Origin of the sequence: Pseudomonas sp. R1-7, assembly GCF_051132105.1 — a bacterium.
In the GTDB taxonomy this organism is placed as follows: domain Bacteria; phylum Pseudomonadota; class Gammaproteobacteria; order Pseudomonadales; family Pseudomonadaceae; genus Aquipseudomonas.
Genome location: NZ_CP071661.1, coordinates 1,992,120 through 2,012,735, shown reverse-complemented (window position 1 = coordinate 2,012,735; position 20,616 = coordinate 1,992,120). Strand labels below are relative to the sequence as shown.

The 20,616-nt window shown below is 62.9% G+C and carries 12 protein-coding genes; 9 read left to right on the top strand and 3 right to left on the bottom strand.

The window, feature by feature from the left end; genetic code table 11:
- Nucleotides 1-119: 119 nt before the first annotated feature.
- Nucleotides 120-602, bottom strand: a complete 483-nt coding sequence (locus J3P79_RS09000) for a sigma-70 family RNA polymerase sigma factor (protein ID WP_434609815.1) — start codon at nucleotides 600-602, stop codon at nucleotides 120-122.
- A gap of 438 nt (nucleotides 603-1,040) precedes the next feature.
- On the opposite strand from J3P79_RS09000, the gene J3P79_RS08995 reads away from it, so the two are divergent.
- The 4 genes from J3P79_RS08995 to J3P79_RS08980 all read left to right on the top strand — a co-directional run bounded on the left by J3P79_RS08995 (nucleotide 1,041) and on the right by J3P79_RS08980 (nucleotide 6,423).
- A complete protein-coding gene (locus tag J3P79_RS08995) occupies nucleotides 1,041-2,189 on the top strand; it encodes an efflux RND transporter periplasmic adaptor subunit (protein WP_434609813.1) in 1,149 nt (382 codons plus the stop codon).
- Nucleotides 2,190-4,151, top strand: a complete 1,962-nt coding sequence (locus J3P79_RS08990) for a MacB family efflux pump subunit (RefSeq protein ID WP_434609811.1) — start codon at nucleotides 2,190-2,192, stop codon at nucleotides 4,149-4,151.
- 10 nt (nucleotides 4,152-4,161) lie between these two features.
- Nucleotides 4,162-5,562: an efflux transporter outer membrane subunit gene (locus tag J3P79_RS08985; protein ID WP_434609808.1), complete on the top strand. Its 1,401-nt coding sequence runs from the start codon at nucleotides 4,162-4,164 to the stop codon at nucleotides 5,560-5,562.
- 540 nt (nucleotides 5,563-6,102) lie between these two features.
- A complete protein-coding gene (locus J3P79_RS08980) occupies nucleotides 6,103-6,423 on the top strand; it encodes a DUF6124 family protein (protein ID WP_434609806.1) in 321 nt (106 codons plus the stop codon).
- Nucleotides 6,424-6,528: 105 nt separating this feature from the next.
- Here J3P79_RS08980 and pvdP read toward each other — a convergent pair whose 3' ends face one another.
- Nucleotides 6,529-8,145: a pyoverdine maturation tyrosinase PvdP gene (gene pvdP / locus J3P79_RS08975; RefSeq protein ID WP_434609805.1), complete on the bottom strand. Its 1,617-nt coding sequence runs from the start codon at nucleotides 8,143-8,145 to the stop codon at nucleotides 6,529-6,531.
- 259 nt (nucleotides 8,146-8,404) lie between these two features.
- Between pvdP and pvdM the strand changes: the two genes are divergently transcribed.
- The 5 genes from pvdM to J3P79_RS08950 all read left to right on the top strand — a co-directional run bounded on the left by pvdM (nucleotide 8,405) and on the right by J3P79_RS08950 (nucleotide 17,980).
- The gene (gene pvdM, locus J3P79_RS08970; protein WP_434609803.1) at nucleotides 8,405-9,775 is read left to right on the top strand and encodes a pyoverdine-tailoring dipeptidase-like protein PvdM; all 1,371 of its coding nucleotides are present in this window, start codon (nucleotides 8,405-8,407) and stop codon (nucleotides 9,773-9,775) included.
- Nucleotides 9,772-11,052 (top strand): pyoverdine-tailoring periplasmic protein PvdN, encoded by a 1,281-nt coding sequence (gene pvdN / locus J3P79_RS08965; protein WP_434609801.1) that lies wholly within the window; start codon nucleotides 9,772-9,774, stop codon nucleotides 11,050-11,052. The genes pvdM and pvdN overlap by 4 nt, the downstream gene beginning before the upstream one ends.
- A 20-nt stretch (nucleotides 11,053-11,072) precedes the next feature.
- A complete protein-coding gene (pvdO, locus tag J3P79_RS08960; protein WP_434609799.1) occupies nucleotides 11,073-11,948 on the top strand; it encodes a dihydropyoverdine dehydrogenase in 876 nt (291 codons plus the stop codon).
- 204 nt (nucleotides 11,949-12,152) lie between these two features.
- On the top strand, nucleotides 12,153-13,811 hold the full coding sequence (locus tag J3P79_RS08955; protein ID WP_434609797.1) for a cyclic peptide export ABC transporter: 1,659 nt from the start codon (nucleotides 12,153-12,155) through the stop codon (nucleotides 13,809-13,811).
- A 38-nt stretch (nucleotides 13,812-13,849) separates the two neighbouring features.
- The gene (locus J3P79_RS08950; RefSeq protein ID WP_434609794.1) at nucleotides 13,850-17,980 is read left to right on the top strand and encodes an amino acid adenylation domain-containing protein; all 4,131 of its coding nucleotides are present in this window, start codon (nucleotides 13,850-13,852) and stop codon (nucleotides 17,978-17,980) included.
- Between the two features lie 122 nt (nucleotides 17,981-18,102).
- On the opposite strand, the gene J3P79_RS08945 is transcribed toward J3P79_RS08950, so the two are convergent.
- Nucleotides 18,103-20,562, bottom strand: coding sequence for a TonB-dependent siderophore receptor (locus J3P79_RS08945; protein ID WP_434609793.1), 2,460 nt, complete (start codon nucleotides 20,560-20,562; stop codon nucleotides 18,103-18,105).
- Nucleotides 20,563-20,616: the final 54 nt, after the last annotated feature.

Genomic DNA, 20,616 nt, shown 5'->3' with positions numbered 1-20,616 from the left:
CCTCAACAGGGCACGAAAGCCGGTGATCTGTTCGGCGCGCATCGGGCCGCCAGATCGTCTGTTCAGAGGAACGAGGAGGATGTCAGGAAATTTACCGCCGAGGGTTCACGCCGGCCGGATCAGGTCGTGTCCCACTGCCGTACACGAACGCGACAGTGTTTCATGGCGTTGACGATGTGTTTTTCCACCAAGGCCCGGGAAATGCCCAGGCGCTCGGCGATCTGCGGGTGGGACAGGCCTTCGAGCTTGCGCAGCAGGAAGCTCTCACGGCACAGCGGCGACAGTTCGGCCAGGGCGCGTTGCAGCATGTCCAGGCGTTGGCCATGGTCGAGGCTGGCATGGGGCGATGGGGTGAAGAAGCGTTCTTCAGCGTCGAGCACATCGAGGGACTCGGTTTGACGCAACGTGTTGCGCCGATGCCCGTCGATCACCAGGTTCAGTGCGGTGCGATACAAGAACGCCCGCGGCTGTTCGATGGGCGTATCGCTGGCGCGCTCCAGCACCCGCACGTAAGCGTCATGCACCACATCTTCGGCCGCCTGGCGGTTGCCTAGCCTGGCGTTGAGGAAACACACCAGCTCGCGATAGTAGTTTTCCAACATGACTCCCCTGCGCAGTGGCTGCGACAGCTATCCCTGTGCCACCCGGCATGCCTGAAACGGGCATGGCAGGATAGTGGCAGATTCAATCGCGTAATTTATAGTAATTCTCATATAGATTTAAAGCTTTGGTTTGCATCAGGCCTCAATCGTTCAGTTGATGGGGCAGCAGAACCCGCTTTCGTGGCGAGGGAGCTTGCTCCCGCTGGCCTGCGCAGCAGGCCCAAGGCAGGCGACACATGCTCGAGATCGGGAGCCCAGGTCTTGGGGCCGCTTCGCGGCCCAGCGGGAGCAAGCTCCCTCGCCACGGGATCGGTGTCGTTTCAAGTGCTACGCAGTGTTTCCCTCATTAAATTCCCGCCCGCAACACTCGTTTACCAGAACAGCCTCCCGTCCCGACCTTCCGTGTGACGGGTCCGACACCACTGGCCGGAACCCTGCATGAAACGTCCTCGCCTTACCCGACCCGCCTGGCTCCTGACCTTCGCCCTGCTACCGGCCATGGCCTTCGCTGCGTGGCAAGCGGTTTCCCCGGACCACCGGCCCGTCGACACCGCCTCCGTCACCCGTGGCGATATCGAAAACAGCGTCACCGCCCTTGGCACCTTGCAGCCGCGTCGCTATGTCGACGTCGGCGCCCAGGCGTCCGGGCAGATCCAGAAGATTCATGTCGAGGCCGGCGACGAGGTCACCGAGGGCCAACTGCTGGTGGAAATCGACCCGTCCACGCAAAAAGCCAGGCTCGACGCCGGGCGATTTTCCATCGAGAACCTCAAGGCCCAACTCCAGGAGCAACGGGCCCAGCACGACCTGGCACAACAGAAATTTCGTCGCCAGCAGCAGCTCAAGGCTGGCGGCGCGACCCGCGAAGAAGACGTGCAGACCGCCCGGGCCGAGGTCCGCGCAACCCAAGCGCGCATTGACATGTTCCAGGCGCAGATCCGCCAGGCCCAGGCCAACCTGCGCAGCGACGAGGCCGAGCTGGGCTATACCCGCATCTACGCGCCGATGAACGGCACCGTGGTCGCCATCGGCGCCCGGGAAGGCCAGACGCTGAACGCACAGCAGCAGACGCCGTTGATCCTGCGCATCGCCCGGTTGTCGCCGATGACGGTGTGGGCCGAAGTCTCGGAAGCCGACATCGGCCACGTCAAGCCGGGCATGAGCGCCTACTTCACCACCCTCGCCGGCGGCAGTCGACGCTGGAGCAGCACCGTACGGCAAATCCTGCCGGTGCCGCCGCGTCCGCTGGAAGCCAGCCAGGGCGGCAGCCCTTCCGGTGGCCGCAGCGGTAGCGAGCGGGTGGTGCTCTACACCGTGTTGCTCGACGTGGACAACGCTGATCGCTCGTTGATGACCGACATGACCGCCCAGGTGTTTTTTGTTGCCGCCCAAGCCAAGGACGTACTGACCGTGCCTATCGCCGCGTTGCACGATGCCGGTCAAGTGCGGGTGCTGGCCGACAACGGCGATGTACAGATGCGCACCGTTCGTACTGGCATCAGCGATCGCCTGCGCACGCAAATCCTCGACGGATTGAGCGAAGGCGACCGCGTGCTGGTCGGTCCGGTCAGCGGCAGCGGAGGCTGAATGGACACGCCCCTGATCGAACTGCGGGATATTCGCAAGGCTTACGGCGGCGGAGACAGTCCCCGGGTGGATGTGCTGCGGGGTATCGACCTGGCGATTCATGCCGGGGAATTCCTGGCGATTGTCGGGGCGTCCGGCTCCGGCAAATCCACCTTGATGAACATCCTAGGTTGCCTCGACCGCCCTACCAGCGGCGAGTACCGCTTTGCCGGCGAAGACGTCGCCAGGCTGGGCAGCGATGAACTGGCCTGGCTGCGCCGCGAGGCGTTCGGCTTCGTGTTCCAAGGCTATCACCTGATCCCATCCGGCACGGCCCAGGAAAACGTCGAGATGCCGGCCATTTATGCCGGCACCTCGGCCGCCGAGCGCCACGCCCGGGCCAGCGCCCTGCTCGAGCGCCTCGGTCTGGCGAGCCGCACCGGCAACCGACCCCATCAACTCTCCGGCGGGCAGCAGCAGCGGGTATCGATTGCCCGGGCCTTGATGAACGGCGGCCACATTATCCTCGCCGACGAGCCCACCGGCGCCCTCGACAGCCAGAGCGGTATCGAAGTCATGGCCTTGCTCGACGAACTGGCGAGCCAGGGCCACGTGGTGATCCTGATCACTCACGACCGCGAAGTCGCGGCCCGGGCCAAGCGCATCATCGAGATCCGCGACGGGTCGATCATCAGCGACAGCGCCACCGCCACACCGCAGGCCAATGCCAAGGCGCTGCAGGCCGTGGACCTGCGCCAGCGCCTGAGTGCCGGCAGCGAACACAACGGCGCCTGGAAAGGCGAATTGGTGGACGCGGTACAGGCGGCCTGGCGGGTGATGTGGATCAACCGCTTCCGCACGGCCCTGACCCTGCTCGGCATCGTCATCGGCGTGGCCTCGGTGGTGGTGCTGCTGGCCGTCGGCGAAGGCAGCAAGCGCCAAGTCATGGCCCAGATGGGCGCCTTCGGCTCGAACATCATTTACCTCAACGGCACGGCCCCCAACCCGCGGGCGACCAAGGGCATCATCAGTGAACAGGACATCGCCGCCCTCGCCGCACTGCCCGAAGTGCAACGCATCATGCCGGTCAACGGCAAGAACGCCAGCGTGCGTTTCGGCAACCTCGACCACACCAGCTATGTGGGCGGCAACGATACGAATTTCCCGACCATCTTCAATTGGCCGGTGGCCCAGGGTTCCTACTTCAGCGAAGCCGACGAACGAGGCGCGGCGGCCGTGGCGGTGATCGGCCACAAGGTCCGGCAGAAGCTCCTCAAGGACGTCGCCGATCCGATCGGCCGCTACATCCTGATCGAAAACGTACCGTTCCAAGTCGTCGGCGTGCTGGCGGAAAAAGGCGCCAGCTCCGGCGATTCGGACGCCGACAATCGCATCGCCGTGCCCTACTCCGCCGCCAGCGTGCGGCTGTTCGGCACGCGCCATCCCGAATACGTGGTGATCGCCGCTCGTGACGCGGGCAAGGTGAAAGAGGCCGAGCAGGCCGTATCCCACACCCTGCTGCGGCTGCACAACGGCAAGCAGGATTTCGAGCTGACCAACAACGCCGCGATGATCCAGGCCGAGGCGCGCACCCAGGGCACGCTGTCGCTGATGCTCGGGGCCATTGCAGCAATTTCGCTACTGGTGGGCGGTATCGGCGTGATGAACATCATGCTCATGACCGTGCGCGAGCGGACCCGGGAGATCGGCATTCGCATGGCCACCGGTGCCCGCCAGCGCGACATCCTGCGCCAGTTCCTCACCGAAGCGGTGATGCTCTCGGTGGTCGGCGGATTAGCCGGTATTGGCCTGGCCCTGCTGGTGGGCGGTGCGTTGCTGCTGGGCAAGATCGCCGTGGCCTTCGAATGGCTGGCCGTGTTCGGCGCCTTCGGTTGCGCACTGGTCACCGGCGTCGTCTTCGGTTTCATGCCCGCCCGCAAGGCCGCCCGCCTCGACCCGGTTGCGGCCCTCACCAGTGAATGAATCCCACCCTATGAAAGCGCACCTGACCCTCTTGGCCGCCAGCCTGTTGCTGGCGGCGTGCGGCACGCCTTTGTCGACGCCTGACAGCGGCATCCAGCCGCCTGACGCTTGGCAGAGCCTCGACACTCCCAGCGCCCGAGCGGATAACCAACAATGGTGGACACAGTTCGGCAGCCCGCAACTTGATCGCTTGATCGAACAGGCACGCCTGGGCAGTTTCGACCTCGCGGCCGCCATGGCCCGGGTTCGCCAGGCCCAGGCCAGCGCGGTGATCGCCGGCGCGCCGTTGCTGCCGGAGATCACCGCCGGGCTCAATGGCAATCGCCAGGAACTGCTGCGCGGCCAGGGCTACAGCCAGTTGGACGTCGATCGGAACAACCGCACCATCGATTACTACGACGCCCACCTCAGCGCCAGTTATGAACTGGATTTCTGGGGCGGAAAACGGGCGGCCCGGGACAGTGCGCTGAACACTTTATCGGCCACCCAGTTTGATCGGACGACGGTGGAACTGACCCTGCTCAGCGCCGTCGCCAACAGCTACAGCCAAGCCTTGTCGCTGCGCGAGCAACAGCGCATCGCCGAATTGAACCTCGCCAACGCCCGCAATGTGCTTGATTTGGTGCAAACCCGCTACGACGCCGGCAGCGCCACGGCACTGGAACTGTCTCAACAAAAGAGCCTGGTGGCGGCCCAGGAACGCAGCCTGCCGCAAGTGCAGCAACAGGCCCGCGAGGCATTGATCACCCTCGCGGCACTCTTGGGCGAACCGGTGCAATCGCTCAAGCTCGACAATGAACCCTTCGACGCATTGCGCTGGCCCGCCATCGACGCCGGGGTGCCCAGCGATCTGTTACTCCGCCGTCCCGACATCGCCGCCGCCGAAGCACGCCTTGCTGCCGCCCAGGCCGACATCACCGTGGCCCGCGCGGCCATGCTGCCCTCTGCCACCCTCGGCCTGAGCCTGGCCACCGGCGCCGACATTGCCGACCAGTTGCTGCGCAACAACGTCTACAATCTCGGCGCCGGGCTGGCCGCGCCGATCTTCAACAACGGTCGCCTGAAGGCTGAGCGAGACAGGGCCACCGCCCGCCAGGAGGAACTGCTTGAAGCCTACCGCGCCGCCATCATCAACGGCTTCGCCGACGTCGAAAAAGCCCTGAACAGCATCCGCGGCCTGGACCAGCAGCGGCAATGGCAACGCGAAGAACTGGACCAGGCCCAGACCGCCTTCGACATCGCCCAGCGCCGCTACCAGGCCGGCGCCGAAGACCTGCTCACCGTGCTCGAAACCCAACGCACGCTGTACGCCGCCCAGGACATGAACGTGCAATTGCGACTGTCACGGGTGCAGGCGAGCGTGGCGTTGTACAAGGCGTTGGGTGGGGGTTGGCGAACGACGCAAATCTGAAGAGGAGCACCATCGTGGCGAGGGAGCTTGCTCCCGCTGGGCCGGTCCGACGCCTCGGGCACAGCAGCCCCAATGGCAAGCACCTCGGTGTGTCAGTTGTTTTGGGGTGACTGGTTTTTGGGGCCGCTGCGCAGCCCAGCGGGAGCAAGCTCCCTCGCCACGGGTTATTTGCCGGGCACAAATTGTGTTTGGCTTTGGTTCTGTTTATCCGACCATGTAGGACTCGCGGGTAAGGCTACGTTGCCTTGCGTCATTGCCTACAACTACGCCAGAATCCGCCGGCTTGTGCGCTTGGCACCCCATCGATAACTTGTTCCCCGTCACTGCCCATCAGTGATCGGGTCTGCAAGCCCGACGAAATACCAGGCGCATAGCCCAAGCCAATCGACAGATCCGTGTCGCTAAATGGCGGCTGTGTGCGGGAGACCTTCGGGTCTGCCGGGTTCCTGGTTTCCCGGTCTTGCAGACCCGCGCATAGCTGCCACCCATCATCTGCAAGTGATGTCTGGCAGCGCCTTGTAAATAACCAGGAGCTGCACCATGTTCAAAATTACCCCCAATCCGCCGGAAGACGACGCCAAAAAACTCAACGAAGCCGCCGACCGCGCCCTCGCCTTTTACCTCGATCCAAAACCTGAAAAACCAAAGCTACCGCCGGGCCAGTTGTTCACCGTGGCAGAAGGCGCGGACATGGAGTGCCTGTTGGCCAACCTCAGCGAAACCCTCGCCTCGGTCAACGCCATGGCCAACGAACTGGCATTTGAGGGGGCGCCACGGAGTTTTGCCCTGGGGATCCAGCAGATGATCGAGCTGAGTGAGCTATTGGCAAACCGCGCCTTGGACATCGCCGCGCCGCGCTGACACCTCACAACAAATCTCAAGCCAAGTGACTTTGTGGCGAGGGGATTTATCCCCTCGCCACAAATAGGCCCCTCGCCACAATGACATTCATCCTTCTAGAAAGGGCTAAACCACCTTGGCCTTGAGATTCCGCGCATACCACGGCCGTTGCGGCACGCGGCGGAACAGTTGCGCCAGCTTGTCGTCATCGCTGCCGAACGTAATACGCAACGCAAGCTTCATGGTTTCCGGGTCCATCTCCACCGAACGTCCGGCCTGCAGGCCCGCCGTGGTACTGCAGCCATGGGTGTCCGGGCCCAGCCACGGGTCGGCGATTTCGACCCAGCGGCCCGGGGCGAACCAGGGCACGCCGTTGACGTCGAGCCGGCTCACTTCGCCCGGATGGAAGCGTTCATGGGCCCGGAACCAGTCTTCGATGCGGTCATCGATCCAGCCGTGGAATGCCCAGAACACCGGGTTCACGTGGGAAGAAAACGGATCGCCGAGAAAATCGTTTTCCGGCTCGAACCAGCGCGCGGCGAAGTCGGCCTGATCACGGGCGAACGGCACCGGATGGCCGTTGGACGGATCGCGCGGCACCGAGGCCCAGCGCATGTGCAACCAATCATGCAGGCCCAGTTCCACTTCCGAACCAAACTGGCCCAAGGTCAGTTTCGACAGATAACGCGGATCGCGATAACGGGATTCCCAGACCTGGAAATTGCTGTGATAGGTCTCGGCGGTCTTGATGTCGCTGACCCACTGGGCGTATTGCTCGTCGCCACGAGCCAGCCAGGTCGGTGGCAGCGCCGTCCCGTCGACGTTATCGAAATACCGGGCAAAGCCCGGGCGATCACGCTCCAGCTCCGGTTGCGGCAACGGGAAGCGTGGCCATGACGGCAGCGGTTGGAAGGAACGTGCGGTGCCGAGCATATGTCGGTGCATGAAAAAGAAATCCACCCCCGAGCCGTTGCGATCCTTGCGCGGCCCACGGGCATCACGCTCGTTGTCTCGCGGCCCGGGTTGCCAGCCGATGCCACGCAGGGCGTCGCGCTTGTCTTCGTCGAGGGTGTGCCACTTGTCCCGCGAGGCATGCCAGAGTTGATGGAACAGCCGGTGCTCGGGCGACACCAGCCAGGCCAGCAGCTTCGGGCCCAAAGGGGTACGTTCCCGGGCCTCCGGAAAGCGCTGTTTGACGGCGACGAACTGATTGTCGAGTTCCGGCAATGCCAACGGACGATCCAACCGCAACACCCGACCGCTGAGGGTGGCCGTGCCAGCGTTGCCGAAACCGGCCCAGACTTCGTCGAGGGTCATGATGAACTCGTAGTCCGGCATGCCATGCCCGGCGCCGATCAAGCGCCAGCTCAATTGCTTAGGGTCGCTGCCAGCCAGGTCGCCCAGCACCCGATAACGCGGCTCATCCCCAGCGCGCAGGCGTTCGGCGGTGTCGACGCAACCCACCAGGCCACGGCCTTTGTGGGCGATGTCGAGAAACACCTCCAGGCTTTCGTCCGGCAAGCCGTCGAGGCCGGCATCGCGCCCGCTGAAGCGGATCGTCCAGATGCCCCGCATCGTGTTTGCCCGACGCTGTCCGGCAACGTCCGCCACATCGAAGGACGCCTCGCCGGGTGTGATGGTCGGGTCCGGCCGGGTCAGTTCGCGATGCCCGTAATACACCGCAGGCACGGCGGCACCGGTCAGCGCCAGGCCTGCCATGAACCATCGTCGAGAAATCGTCATTGCCTTACCTGTGTTCGCCCTGGGGTGGGCTTTATCCAAGCTAGAACGATGGGCGTCCTGACAAATTTATAGAGGCTGTGAGGGCCTCATCGCGAGCAAGCTCGCTCCCACAGGTGAGCGCATTCCAAAATGTGGGAGCGAGCTTGCTCGCGATGGCGGTCTCGAGAACACCTAAATTTCCCGCCCGATCACTCGTTCCCCCCAGATAGCAAAGGCCCCCGCGCCTGTCCTTCCAAGGCGAACCAGACTGAGATCGGCAATGACAACACCACGTTCTAGAAAGGCTCTTTTCACCGGCGTGCCCCTGGCCCTGGCGCTGGTCGTCGGTGGTGGGCTCGCGGCCTGGGATCATTGGTGGCGGGACAACCCCGGCTACCCGGTCAAGGTCATGAAGCAAGCCCGGGAATTGCACGAACGGCTGTTGTCGTTCGACAGCCACATCACCGTGCCGCTGGATTTTGGCACCGCCGGCAACGAAGCCGATAAGGACGGCAAGGGCCAGTTCGACCTGGTGAAAGCCAATCGCGGCCACCTCTCCGGCGCCGCGCTGACGATCTTCGGCTGGCCCGAACTGTGGAACGGGCCCAATGCGCCACACAAGCCCACCGCAGGCTTCGTCGAGGAAGCGCGCAACCAGCAGGAGGTGCGCTACAAGATCATCACCGGCCTGGTCCGGGACTTTCCCAACCAGGTCGCCATCGCCTACACCCCGGACGACTTCCGCCGCCTGCACGGCGAAGGCAAGTTCGCGATTTTCATCAGCATGCTCAACGCCTATCCCCTCGGTCATGACCTGAGCCTGCTGGACCTGTGGACGGCGCGGGGCATGCGCATGTTCGGCTTCAGCTATATCGGCAACAACGACTGGGCCGACTCTTCGCGCCCGCTGCCGTTCTTCAACGACTCGCCTGACGCCCTCGGCGGCCTGTCGGACATCGGCAAGCAAGCGGTGACACGCCTGAACGACCTGGGCGTGATCATCGATGTGTCGCAGATGTCGACCCAGGCCCTGGAGCAAGTCGCGCAACTGAGCCGCACGCCCTTGGTGGCCTCCCATTCCGCGCCACGGGCGATGGTGGATATCCCACGCAACCTCAGCGACAAGGAAATGCAGCTGATCAAGGCCAGCGGCGGCGTGGTGCAGATCGTTGGGTTCTCCCAATACTTGCGCCCGCTGACGCAAAAGACCCAGGACAAGCTCAACGCCCTGCGCGAGCGTTTCGACCTGCCGCCGCTGCCCAACCTGGCAATGGCGCTGATGCCGGGCGACCCGATCATCGCCGCGTGGCCGGAACAGAAATTCGGCGAATACGCCGGCCAGCTCTACGGCATTCTCGAAGAGGAACCCAAGGCCAGCCTCAAGGATTTGGGCGATGCCATCGACTATGCCGTGCGCAAGATCGGCATCGACCACGTCGGTATCAGTTCGGACTTCAACGAAGGCGGTGGCGTCAAAGGCTGGGAGAACGTCGGCGACATCCGCAACGTCAGCGCCGAGCTGCTGACCCGCGGCTACTCCGAGGCCGACATCGCCAAGCTGTGGGGTGGCAACTTCCTGCGGGTCTGGGATCAGGTGCAGAAAGCCGCAAGCCCGGCCATCGTCTCGACGCAGAAGGCCGCCCAGCCATGAACGAACGCCGGATCTTTCTCAAGCAAGCCGGGGTCCTTGCCGCCGGTCTGTCATTGCCCGCCAGCCTGCCCGCCACGGCCAGCGCCGATCCAATGCCACCGCTGCCCAAGGACAAATGGGCGCAGCTGCGCTCGCTGTTCAACCAGGACCCGGACTATTTGCACTTCTCCAACTTCCTGGTCACCACCCACCCGCGCCCGGTGCGCGAGGCCATCGAGCGGCACCGCGCCGCCCTGGATAAAAACCCCGGGCTGCTGATGGACTGGGACCTGGGCGTCACCGAAGAGCGCGAAGAAAACGTGCGGACCTGGGCCGGCCGCTACCTGCAAGCGAGCCCGAAGCAGATCGCCCTCACCGGCAGCACCACTGAAGGACTGGCGATGATTTATGGCGGCGTCCATGTGCGACCCGACCAGGAAATCCTCACCACCGCCCACGAACATTACGCGACCCACACCATCCTCGACCTGCGCAAGCAACGGGACGGAACACGGGTACGCAAGATCAAGCTGTTCGAGAACGCCCACGACGCCACCGAGGCTCAGATACTCACGGCCATCGACCGCAATATCCGCCCGGAAACCCGCGTATTGGGCATGACCTGGGTGCATTCGGGCAGCGGCGTGAAGCTGCCCATCGGCAAGATCGGCGCCCTGGTGGACAAGCACAACCAGGGCCGCAGCGATGTACAGCGCATCGTTTATGTGGTGGATGGCGTGCACGGTTTCGGCGTCGAAGACATGAGTTTCCCGGCGATGAATTGCGACTTTTTCATCGCCGGCACCCACAAATGGATGTTCGGCCCACGGGGCACCGGCTTGGTGTGCAGCCGCAGCGAAGAGGTCAAATACGTCACGCCGATCATCCCGACCTTCTCCGAAGCCACGACGTTCTCCACCACCATGACCCCGGGCGGCTACCACGCCTTCGAGCATCGCTGGGCGGCAGACGAAGCGTTCAAGCTGCACCTGCAACTGGGCAAGGCCGAGGTCCAGGCGCGCATTCACGCGCTTAACACTTACCTGAAAAAACGCCTGCTCGCGCTACCGCAGATCGAGCTGGTGACGCCGCTGAGCCCCGAACTGTCGGCCGGCTTCACCTTCTTCCGGGTCAAGGATCGCAAGAGCGATGAGATCGCTGCCTACCTGATGCAAAAACGCGTGGTTGCCGATGCCGTGCATCGCGACGCCGGGCCGGTGGTCCGCACCGCGCCGGGGCTGCTCAACACCGAAGCCGAGATCGATCGCTTCCTGGCGCTGTTGGGCAAAACACTCTGATGACTGATCGAGAGCAATCGATGAACCGCTTTTTATTGAAGACACTCCCGGCATTGGCCCTCACCGCCCTGTTGCCCTCCAGCGCCCAGGCTTCGCAGCCGGGCCAGGTGTTCCGCGACTGCAAGGACTGTCCGGAAATGGTCGTGCTCCCCACCGGGACCTTCCAGATGGGCACGCCCGAAGATGAAGTCGGCCGCGAGCCTGACGAGGGCCCGATGCACCCGGTGACGTTTGCCAAGCCGTTGGCGATCAGTCGCTTCCAGGTGCTCAAGGGCGAATGGTTCGCCTATCTGCGCGACACCGGCTACGTGATGCCTGACGGCGACAAGCGCCCCGGCCGCGCATGCCAGGCCGGGGTTCCGGACTATCAGGGCAGCGACCCGCGCAAGCAGTACACCGACCGGCACCCGGCGGTATGCATGAATTTCGAAGAGGCCAACGCCTACGTGGCGTGGCTGTCGAAAAAGACCGGCAAGCCGTACCGATTGGTCAGCGAATCCCTGCGCGAATACGCCGCCCGCGGCAGCAGTACCGGCCCGTTCCCTTTCCCGTTCGACGAAGGCAAGGACTACAGCATCGCCCAGCACGCCAACACCTACGGCGCCGCCGATGGCTACAACTTCACCGCCCCGGCCGGCAGCTTCGCGCCCAACGCCTTTGGCGTGTACGACATGCACGGCAACGTCTACGAATGGACCGCCGATTGTTTCAACGAAAACTACACCGATGCGCCGAGCGACGGCAGCGCCGCGCTGACGGGCAACTGCAAGGTGCGACGCATCCGTGGCAACGACTGGGGTGAAGCGCCGGTGTTCTCCCGTTCAGGCAACCGCAATGCGGTGTTTTCCGATGCCCGCGGCGACTGGCTGGGGTTTCGGGTTGCTCGGGATATGTAGTTCAACCTGCCGGACACGCTTTTGTGGCGAGGGAGCTTGCTCCCTCGCCACAATAATGTGTGTCAGGAGGCCCTGGTTAAATCCCCTTCCCTTCCAATCGTTCCATAGGTGGGCGCGCCCCAACCGGCGCGCCGCTGTCCTCCAGCCCTTGCGGTGAACGCCCGCGACGGCCTTCGCCTTTTTTCATCTAGCAGGGAAACCTCCATGAGCCAACCAAAACACGGGGTGATCACCGAGCTGTTCATCTTGCTCAAACCCTTCCGGCTGATTGTCGCAGGCTCCATCCTCCTGGGCATGCTGGGTGGCCTGAGCATCACCGCCCTGCTGGCAACCATCAACGATGCCTTGAACGCCGATGCCGGGCCGACATCCCAGGTGCTGGCGACCTTCGCCGGGTTGTGCGTGGCGGCGCTGTTGACCTCGATCCTGTCGGACATCGGCACCAACCATGTCGGCCAGAACATCATCGCCAGCCTGCGCAAATCCCTCGGCCAGAAAGTCTTGCTGGCGCCCATCGAACAGATCGAGCGTTTCCGCACTCATCGGCTCATTCCGATCCTGACCCACGACGTCAACATGGTCAGCAATTTCGCGTTTTCCTTCGCACCACTGGCGATCGCCTTTACCGTCACCCTCGGTTGCCTGGGCTACCTGGCCTACCTGTCGCTGCCGATGTTTGCGCTGCTGCTGGTGGCGCTGGTGATCGGCACGGTTATCCAGTACGTGGCACGGGCCCGTGGCATTCGTGGCTTCGAAGCAGCTCGCGAAGCTGAAGACGCCCTGCAGAAGCACTACAGCGCAATTGCCGCCGGCGCCAAGGAGCTGCGCATCCACCGCCCGCGCCGCCAACGCATGTTCAGCCAGCGCATCGAAGCCACCGCCGAGCAGATCTGCGACACCAATATCCGCGCGGTCAATACCTTCGTGGTCGCCAAGACCTTCGGCTCGATGCTGTTTTTCGTGGTCATCGGCCTGGTCCTGACCTTGCAATCGCTATGGCTGGGCACCGACAAAGCGGTACTCAGCGGTTTCGTGCTGGTGCTGTTGTACATGAAGGGGCCGCTGGAGTACCTGGTGATGACCTTGCCGGTGATCAGCCGCGCCAACATCGCATTCAAACGCATTGCCGAACTGGCCGAGCAATTTTCCTCGCCGGAACCGCACCTGTTGCTCAACGACAAGAACGCCCTGAAGCCGACGATCCAACGGCTTGAATTGCGTGACGTGCACTACGCCTTCCCAGCGGTGGATGGCAGCCAGGCCTTCGCCCTCGGACCGGTCAACCTGTCCATAACCCGTGGCGACATCGTGTTCATCGTCGGTGAGAACGGCGGCGGCAAGACCACGCTGATCAAATTGCTGCTGGGCCTCTATGCGCCCCAGGGCGGCGAAATTTTTCTGGATGGCGAGCCGGTATCGGCGGCGGGACGTGACGACTATCGCCAGCTGTTCACCACGATCTTTGCCGACTACTACTTGTTCGATGAACTGGTGCAGGGCGACCAGCAGGTGCCCATGGACGCCAACCGCTACCTCGATCGCCTGGAGATCGCCCACAAGGTCAGCATTCGCGATGGTGCCTTCAGCACCACCGATCTCTCCACCGGCCAGCGCAAGCGCCTGGCCCTGCTCAATGCCTGGCTGGAAGAACGCCCGGTCCTGGTCTTCGACGAATGGGCCGCCGACCAGGACCCGGTGTTCCGGCGGGTGTTCTACACCGAGCTGCTGCCGGAGCTGAAGGCCCTGGGCAAAACCATCATCGTCATTTCCCACGACGACCGTTACTTCGACATCGCCGATCAACTGGTGCGGATGCAGGCCGGCCGGGTGGTCAGTGAAAAGGTCCCGGCAGCCTTCGCCTGAACCTGCCCGACGCCCATGCCGTTTACCGCGAGAACACCATGAACGAACTGCTAGATGATGATCTGCTGGCGCTGCTGCTCGATGAGGCCACCGACGGCCTGCACGCCCGGGCCAGCCGCCGCAGGCTGGATCGCGCGCCGCTGTCTTTCGCCCAGCAACGCCTGTGGCTGGAACAACAGCGAGATCCGACCCGCTCGGCCTACAACCTGCCCCGGGCCTTGCGCCTGACCGGCGAACTGAATGCCGATACCTTGGAAGACGCGCTGAACCGCGTGATCGACCGACACGACATCCTGCGCACCGCGTTCATCGAAATCGACGGTGCCGCCACGCAGGTGGTCGAGCGCAGCGCCCGCCTGATCCTGCATCGCGAAGACCTCGCAGGACTCGACCAGCCGGCACTCTCGCAGCGCATCGAGCAACACGCCCGACAACCGTTCGATCTCACCCAGGCGCCACTGATGCGGGCGACCTTGCTCCGATTGAGCCGTGCCGAACATGTGCTGCTGCTGAACATGCATCACATCGTTTCCGATGCCTGGTCCAATACCATCCTGATGCAGGACATGACCCAGGCGTATGGCCGGGCATTGCGGGGTGATCGGTCTGCGCTGTCACCGCTGCCGATGCAATACACCGACTACGCGACCCACCAGCGCGGCGACTATCTGCAAAGCGCCGCCTGCCGACGCAGCGGCGAATACTGGAGCGAGTACCTGGGCCGTGACTTGCCCACGCTGGAGTTGCCCCAGGATTTCCCGCGCAGTGCGACCCAGCAACACAGGGCCGGTCGCGTACACGTATCGCTGGCGCCGTCGTTGGCGCAAGCGCTGGACAGTTTTTGCCAACGCCAGGGGCTGACGCCGTTCGTGGTGGCGCTGGGCGCCTGGCAGCTGCTGCTGTCCCGCTACAGCCGCCAGGACGATTTCACCGTCGGCGTCCCCAACGCCAACCGCAACAACCAGGAAAGCCAGGACCTGGTGGGTTTTTTCGTCAGCAGCCAGGTGTATCGGGCGCGGATCGACTCGACTCGCAGCGGGTTGGACTTTCTTCGGGCGCTGCGCGGGCAATCCCTCGCCGCGCTGGAGCATGCCGATTACCCGCTGGAATTGATCCTCGATCAATTGGGCGCCAACCCGCTGTTCCAGGTCCTGTTCAACTGGCGCACCGGGTCACAGGCGGCGTCGCTGCCAAACCCGGATCTGTTGACGCTGGAATTCCTCGACACCGGTGAAGGCCAGGCCAAGTTCGATCTGTCGCTGGATGTCGACTATTCACAACAGCAAATACTCGCGACGTTCGAGTACAGCCGTGACCTGTACCGCACGACCACCATCGAGCGCTTGGCCGAACATTGGCAGAACCTGTTGCGAGGCCTGATCGAGACGCCCGACTGCGCTGTGGGCGAGCTGCAATTGTTGAGCGCCGATGAACGCCGGTTGACTCTGAACGACTGGAACCGCCAACCCACCCGGCTGCAAAGCGAAGAGTGCCTGCACCGGATGATCGAGGCCCATGCTGCCCACACAGGTGAGGCGATCGCACTGACGTTCGAAGGGCGGCACATGAGCTATGCCGAGCTCAACCGACACGCCAATCGACTGGCCCATCGCTTGATCGAGCAAGGCGTCGGTCCCGACGTGCTGGTGGGCCTCGCCGTCGAGCGCACGCCGCAGATGATCGTCGGCCTGCTGGCGATTCTCAAGGCCGGTGGCGCCTACGTGCCGCTGGACCCGGCCTACCCGGCCGACCGACTGGCCTACATGATCCAGGACAGCGGCGTCCAGCAGATCCTGATTCAGGCCCACCTGCGCGAGTCGCTGGCGTTGCCGGCCGGCATCGACTGCCTGCTGCTGGATCCGAGCGATGCCGATAACGCCTGGCCTGAGCACAATCCTGATGTGCCCATGGATCCGGACAACCTGGCGTACGTGATCTACACCTCCGGTTCGACCGGCAAACCCAAGGGCGCCCTGCTCGCGCACCACAACGTCAGTCGCCTGTTCCGGGCCACCGAGCACTGGTTCGATTTCGACCACCGGGACGTATGGTGCCTGTTCCACTCCTACGCCTTCGACTTTTCCGTGTGGGAGATCTTCGGTGCGCTGCTGCACGGTGGTCGGTTGGTCATCGTGCCCCATGCCGTGAGCCGTTCGCCCGAAGATTTCCATGTCCTGCTCTGCCGGGAGCATGTCACGGTGCTCAACCAGACGCCGTCGGCCTTCAAATCGTTGTTGCGCGTTGCCTGCGAGCCTGGGCAGCCCCTCGCCCACCGCCTGCGGCAGGTGATCTTCGGTGGCGAAGCGATCGATGTGCAGAGCCTGCGCCCTTGGTTCGAACGCTTCGGGGACCAGTCACCCCAGTTGATCAACATGTATGGCATCACCGAAACCACCGTTCATGTCACTTGGCGGCCGCTGTCGATGCAGGATTTGCACAGCCAGGCGGCCAGCCCCATCGGCGAGCCCATCGTCGACTTGTCCTGGTATTTGCTCGATGCGCACCTGAACCCGGTGCCCAAGGGTTGCATCGGCGAGCTGTATATAGGCCGAGCCGGACTGGCCCGTGGTTATCACCAGCGTGCCGACCTCACCGCCAGCCGTTTCATTCCCGACCCATTCGACCCGCTGCCGGGTGGACGCCTGTACCGCACCGGGGACCTGGCGCGCTACCTCAGCGACGGCAGCATCGAGTACATCGGACGCCTGGATCACCAGGTCAAGATCCGCGGCTTCCGCATTGAACTGGGCGAGATCCAGGCGCGCCTGCAAACGCTGCCGGGCGTGGGTGATGGTGTGGTTCTGACCCACGACGGCCCGGGCGGCCTGCAATTGATCGCCTATGTCATCCCGACACAACCGACCACGGCCGAGCTGCGCGAAAACCTGCTGACTGCGCTCAAGACGCAATTGCCGGACTACATGGTGCCCAGCCACCTGCTGTTCATCGACCGCCTCCCGCTCAATGCCAACGGCAAGCTCGACCGCAAGGCCTTGCCCGAACCCGACGCCACGCTCCGGCATTCGAACTACGTGGCGCCCCGCACGCAGTTGGAGGAAGCCTTGGCGCAACTCTGGCAGCAGTCCCTCAAGATTGAGCGCGTGGGTATCAGCGACAGCTTTTTTGAACTGGGCGGGCATTCGATCCTGGCGATCGAGCTGATCGCCAAGCTCAAGGCGAACCTGAACATCACCGTGCGCCTGCAGGAATTGCTGGCCAACCCGAGCATCGCCGAGCTGGCGCTGTTCATCTCGCAAAAACACCGCGAGCAGACACAATGCCTCGTCGCCCTGAACAACGCCCCCGCCAGCGCACCGCAGTTGTTCTGCCTGCACCCCAGCGGTGGCATCGTGTTTTGCTATCAACCGCTGGCGCGCAAACTGCAAAACCGCGCACGCACCGTCGGCGTCATGCACCGCGGCTTCAGCGAACCCCATGCAGGCCCCGAGGCCTGGCAAGAGATGATTGCCGACTACACCCAGGAAATCGTCAGAGCCCAACCGCAAGGTCCCTATTACTTGATGGGCTGGTCCTTGGGCGCGACGATCGCGTTCGACATCGCGTCGATGCTGGAAAACCAGGGGCACACGATTGGTTTTCTCGGGCTGGTGGACAGCACCATTCCGGAACATTTGTATCCCTCAGGATTGCCGCGTCATAGGCATTTGGCGGGCGCCGGAAAAGACGATGCCGCCTCCCAGGATCTGCTTGAAGCCATTGAATACTTTGACCTGCTGTTCCCGTCATTGACGGAGCGCACCGCGGCTTATCGACAGGACCATCCTGGCAGTTCGGTCAAGGCTTTCCATGAATGGGCGGCCGGCCAGATCGAACCTGAGCGAGGCGACTTGCTGTCGATCGTGCAGAGCGTCAAGGAAGAGGTCATGAATGCCCAGGCGTTCTCCGTGCATGATCGGTTGCTGGAAGCCTTTGAGGGGTTCAGCTTCAAGCCAGTTCGGGTACGGCCCAGTTGCTGGTGGACACAGACGGAGAAAACCGCCGAGGAACTGGCATTCTGCGAAGCCCTGCTGATGGAACACAGCCTGACGGGTAAGCTGCATTGCTCGGTGCATTCGCCGTTGCGCCATCGGGGCATGATCTTTGATGAGGGGTTGCTTGGGGAACTGGTCGAGGCTTTTCTGGCCAGTACGGTAGAAAAGCTCTCTTAAGTAAAAAAGAAACCGTGGCGAGGGAGCTTGCTCCCTCGCCACGGTTTTGTGTGTTAAGCCAGATTGATCCCATAAAAAAACCGATCCGCACAAGGCGGGTCGGTTTTTTTCTTTGCAGGAAATCAGAACTGCGGCGTGTACTTCACCGTGAACATCAGATTACGTGGATCGCCAAAGTTGTTGTTGCCATTGAGCTGGTTGTAGGCCGGCGTGATGTAGGTCTTGTCGAACAGGTTGTTGGCATTGACCGCCAAGCCGATCTCCGGCGTCAGCTGGTAGCCGACACGAGCATTCCATACGGTGTAGCCCGGTACGTCATAGTTGAGATCGTAGACCTGCGTATGGCTTTGGGTGGTGAAGCCCAGGCCGGCGCTGGCGCGGTTCCAGTCGCCGGTGAACTGGTAGTTGCCCCACACGCGCAGCATGTGTTTCGGCGTCCAGGTACTGTAGATGCTGCCTTCGTTGGTCGGATCTTCCAGATACTTTGTCGTGTTGTAGGTATAGCCCGCGAACAGCTGCAGGTTATCGATTACCTCACCGCTGATCTCGGCCTCGATACCCTGGCTACGTACTTTCCCGGAGGCAGTAGAGCAGTTCAACCCAACGCAGCTTGGGATGTTGACGGCACGGTTCTCATGGTCGTAGCGGAAGACAGCCAGGGACGTGTTGACCCGTCCATCCATCAACTCACCCTTGAGGCCAACCTCATAGTTCTTGCCTACGATGGGCTTGAGTACCGAACCGTCGGGATCGACGTTGGTCTGCGGCTGGAACACGTCGGTGTAGCTGGCGTAGACCGCCCATTCGCGACTCAGGTCATAGACGATGCCGGCATAGGGCGTGACCACGCCGGTTTCGGTTGAAAAGCTTGGCGTGTTACGTGTAATTCCGGCTGCGTTTTCATTTTTCGACTTGTAGCTGAAGTCGTACCAGCTGACCCGGGAACCTAGGATCAGCGTCAGGTCGTCCACCGGTTTGACGCGCCAGGTGCCGTACAGGCCTTTCTGGCGCACATCGTATTTGCTGAGGACGCCCAGGCCACCCGCGGCAATCAAACTGTCGTAGCTGATGTCCGGGCGGTCATTATCAATATCGAAGATCGAGTCGCTGGTGTTGTTGAAGGTACGGGCGTAGCGATCATCGGTCTCCAACTGAGAGAAATTACCGCCCAGCATGACTTCCTGCTCCATCGACAAGGCTTCGAACTTGCCGGTCAGGTTCATGTCGAGACCGGCCTTCGTGGACTGGAAGTCAGTCAGGAAGTCGGCATATTGCACGCCGCTGCCATCGGGCAAGAGACCGCCACCTCTTTGGACTCGCTGGTTTTTCGCCTGGTTATCCTCGGTCATGTACACGCCTCCCACCTTGAACGCCCAATCCTCGTTGAAGCGGTGCTCCAGATCGGCGTAGTAGGTGGTGACGTCGATTTCAGATCGGTTCCAGCGCGCGCCGGTGTAGGTGGAGCGCGACACGTCCGGCATCGAGCCATCGGCGTAGCGCGGCAAACCACGGATGTTGCCGCGCGATTCGCCATTGGATTGGCTGACCGCAAAGCCCAGGGTGGTGTCTTCGCTCAGGTCGATGTCCAACGCGCCGTACAGCGAGTGGGTCTTGGTCCACGCATGGTCAATAAAGGAATTGCTCTGGTCTTCGTCGGCGACGATACGGCCGCGAATGTTGCCGGCGTCGTTCAGCGGGCCGCCAGCGTCCAGTTGCAGGCCGTAGTGATCCCAGGAACCGGCCTTGCCCGTCAGGGTCACGGTCGGTGCACTCTGGCCACGCTTGCGCACCAGGTTGACGGCGCCGCCGGGGCTGCCGGTGCCTTGCAGCAGGCCGGAGGCGCCACGCATGATTTCCAGGCGGTCGAAGAAAATCAGGTCCTGGGTCGCCCAGTTGCCCAGCGAATAGGTGTTACGCGGGATCGGCACACCGTCGTACTGCCAGTCATCGATCTGGAAACCACGCGACGACAGGATCATGCCCTGGCCGACGCCCTGCAGGCCGACGATGCCAGTGGTCTGGTTGACGGCGTCCTTGAGGTTGACCAGGTTCTGGTCATCCATCTGCTTGCGCGTCATCACGGTGATCGATTGGGGAATTTCCTTGAGGGTGTGGGTGCCCTTGCCGATCGTCACGGCGTTGCTGGTGTATGAGTTGCTGCCTTCGGTCGTCGCAGCCAACTGTTCGGCATTGATGGTCGTTGCGCCCAATTCCAGGCCTGCGGCGGCGCCCTTCACCAACATCAGGGTGTTGCCCTCGAGGCTGTGGCGCACGCCCGTGCCCTTGAGCAGTTCGGTGATCGCCGCCTGCGGGCTCATCTTGCCGCTGACACGATTGCTTTTCAGGCCGGCCAATTCGTCGGCGTTGTAGATCACTTGCTGGTTGGTCTGCTGGCCGAACGCTTGCAGCGCCTGCGGCAGCGGTTGCGCCGGGATGTTGATGTTGACGTCTTGCGCCATCACTTGGGTGCTCAGCGGCAACACACAGACCAGACCCAGGCGCGTCATCACCCGGCGCGAACGCAGGCCGCGGGACATGACCAGTGCCTTGAACAGCGGTTTCAACTCATGAATTGCCGACATCGTGCTCTCTATTATTGGTAGAAGTGAAAAGTCCATGGGGCCGAATGGCCTGCC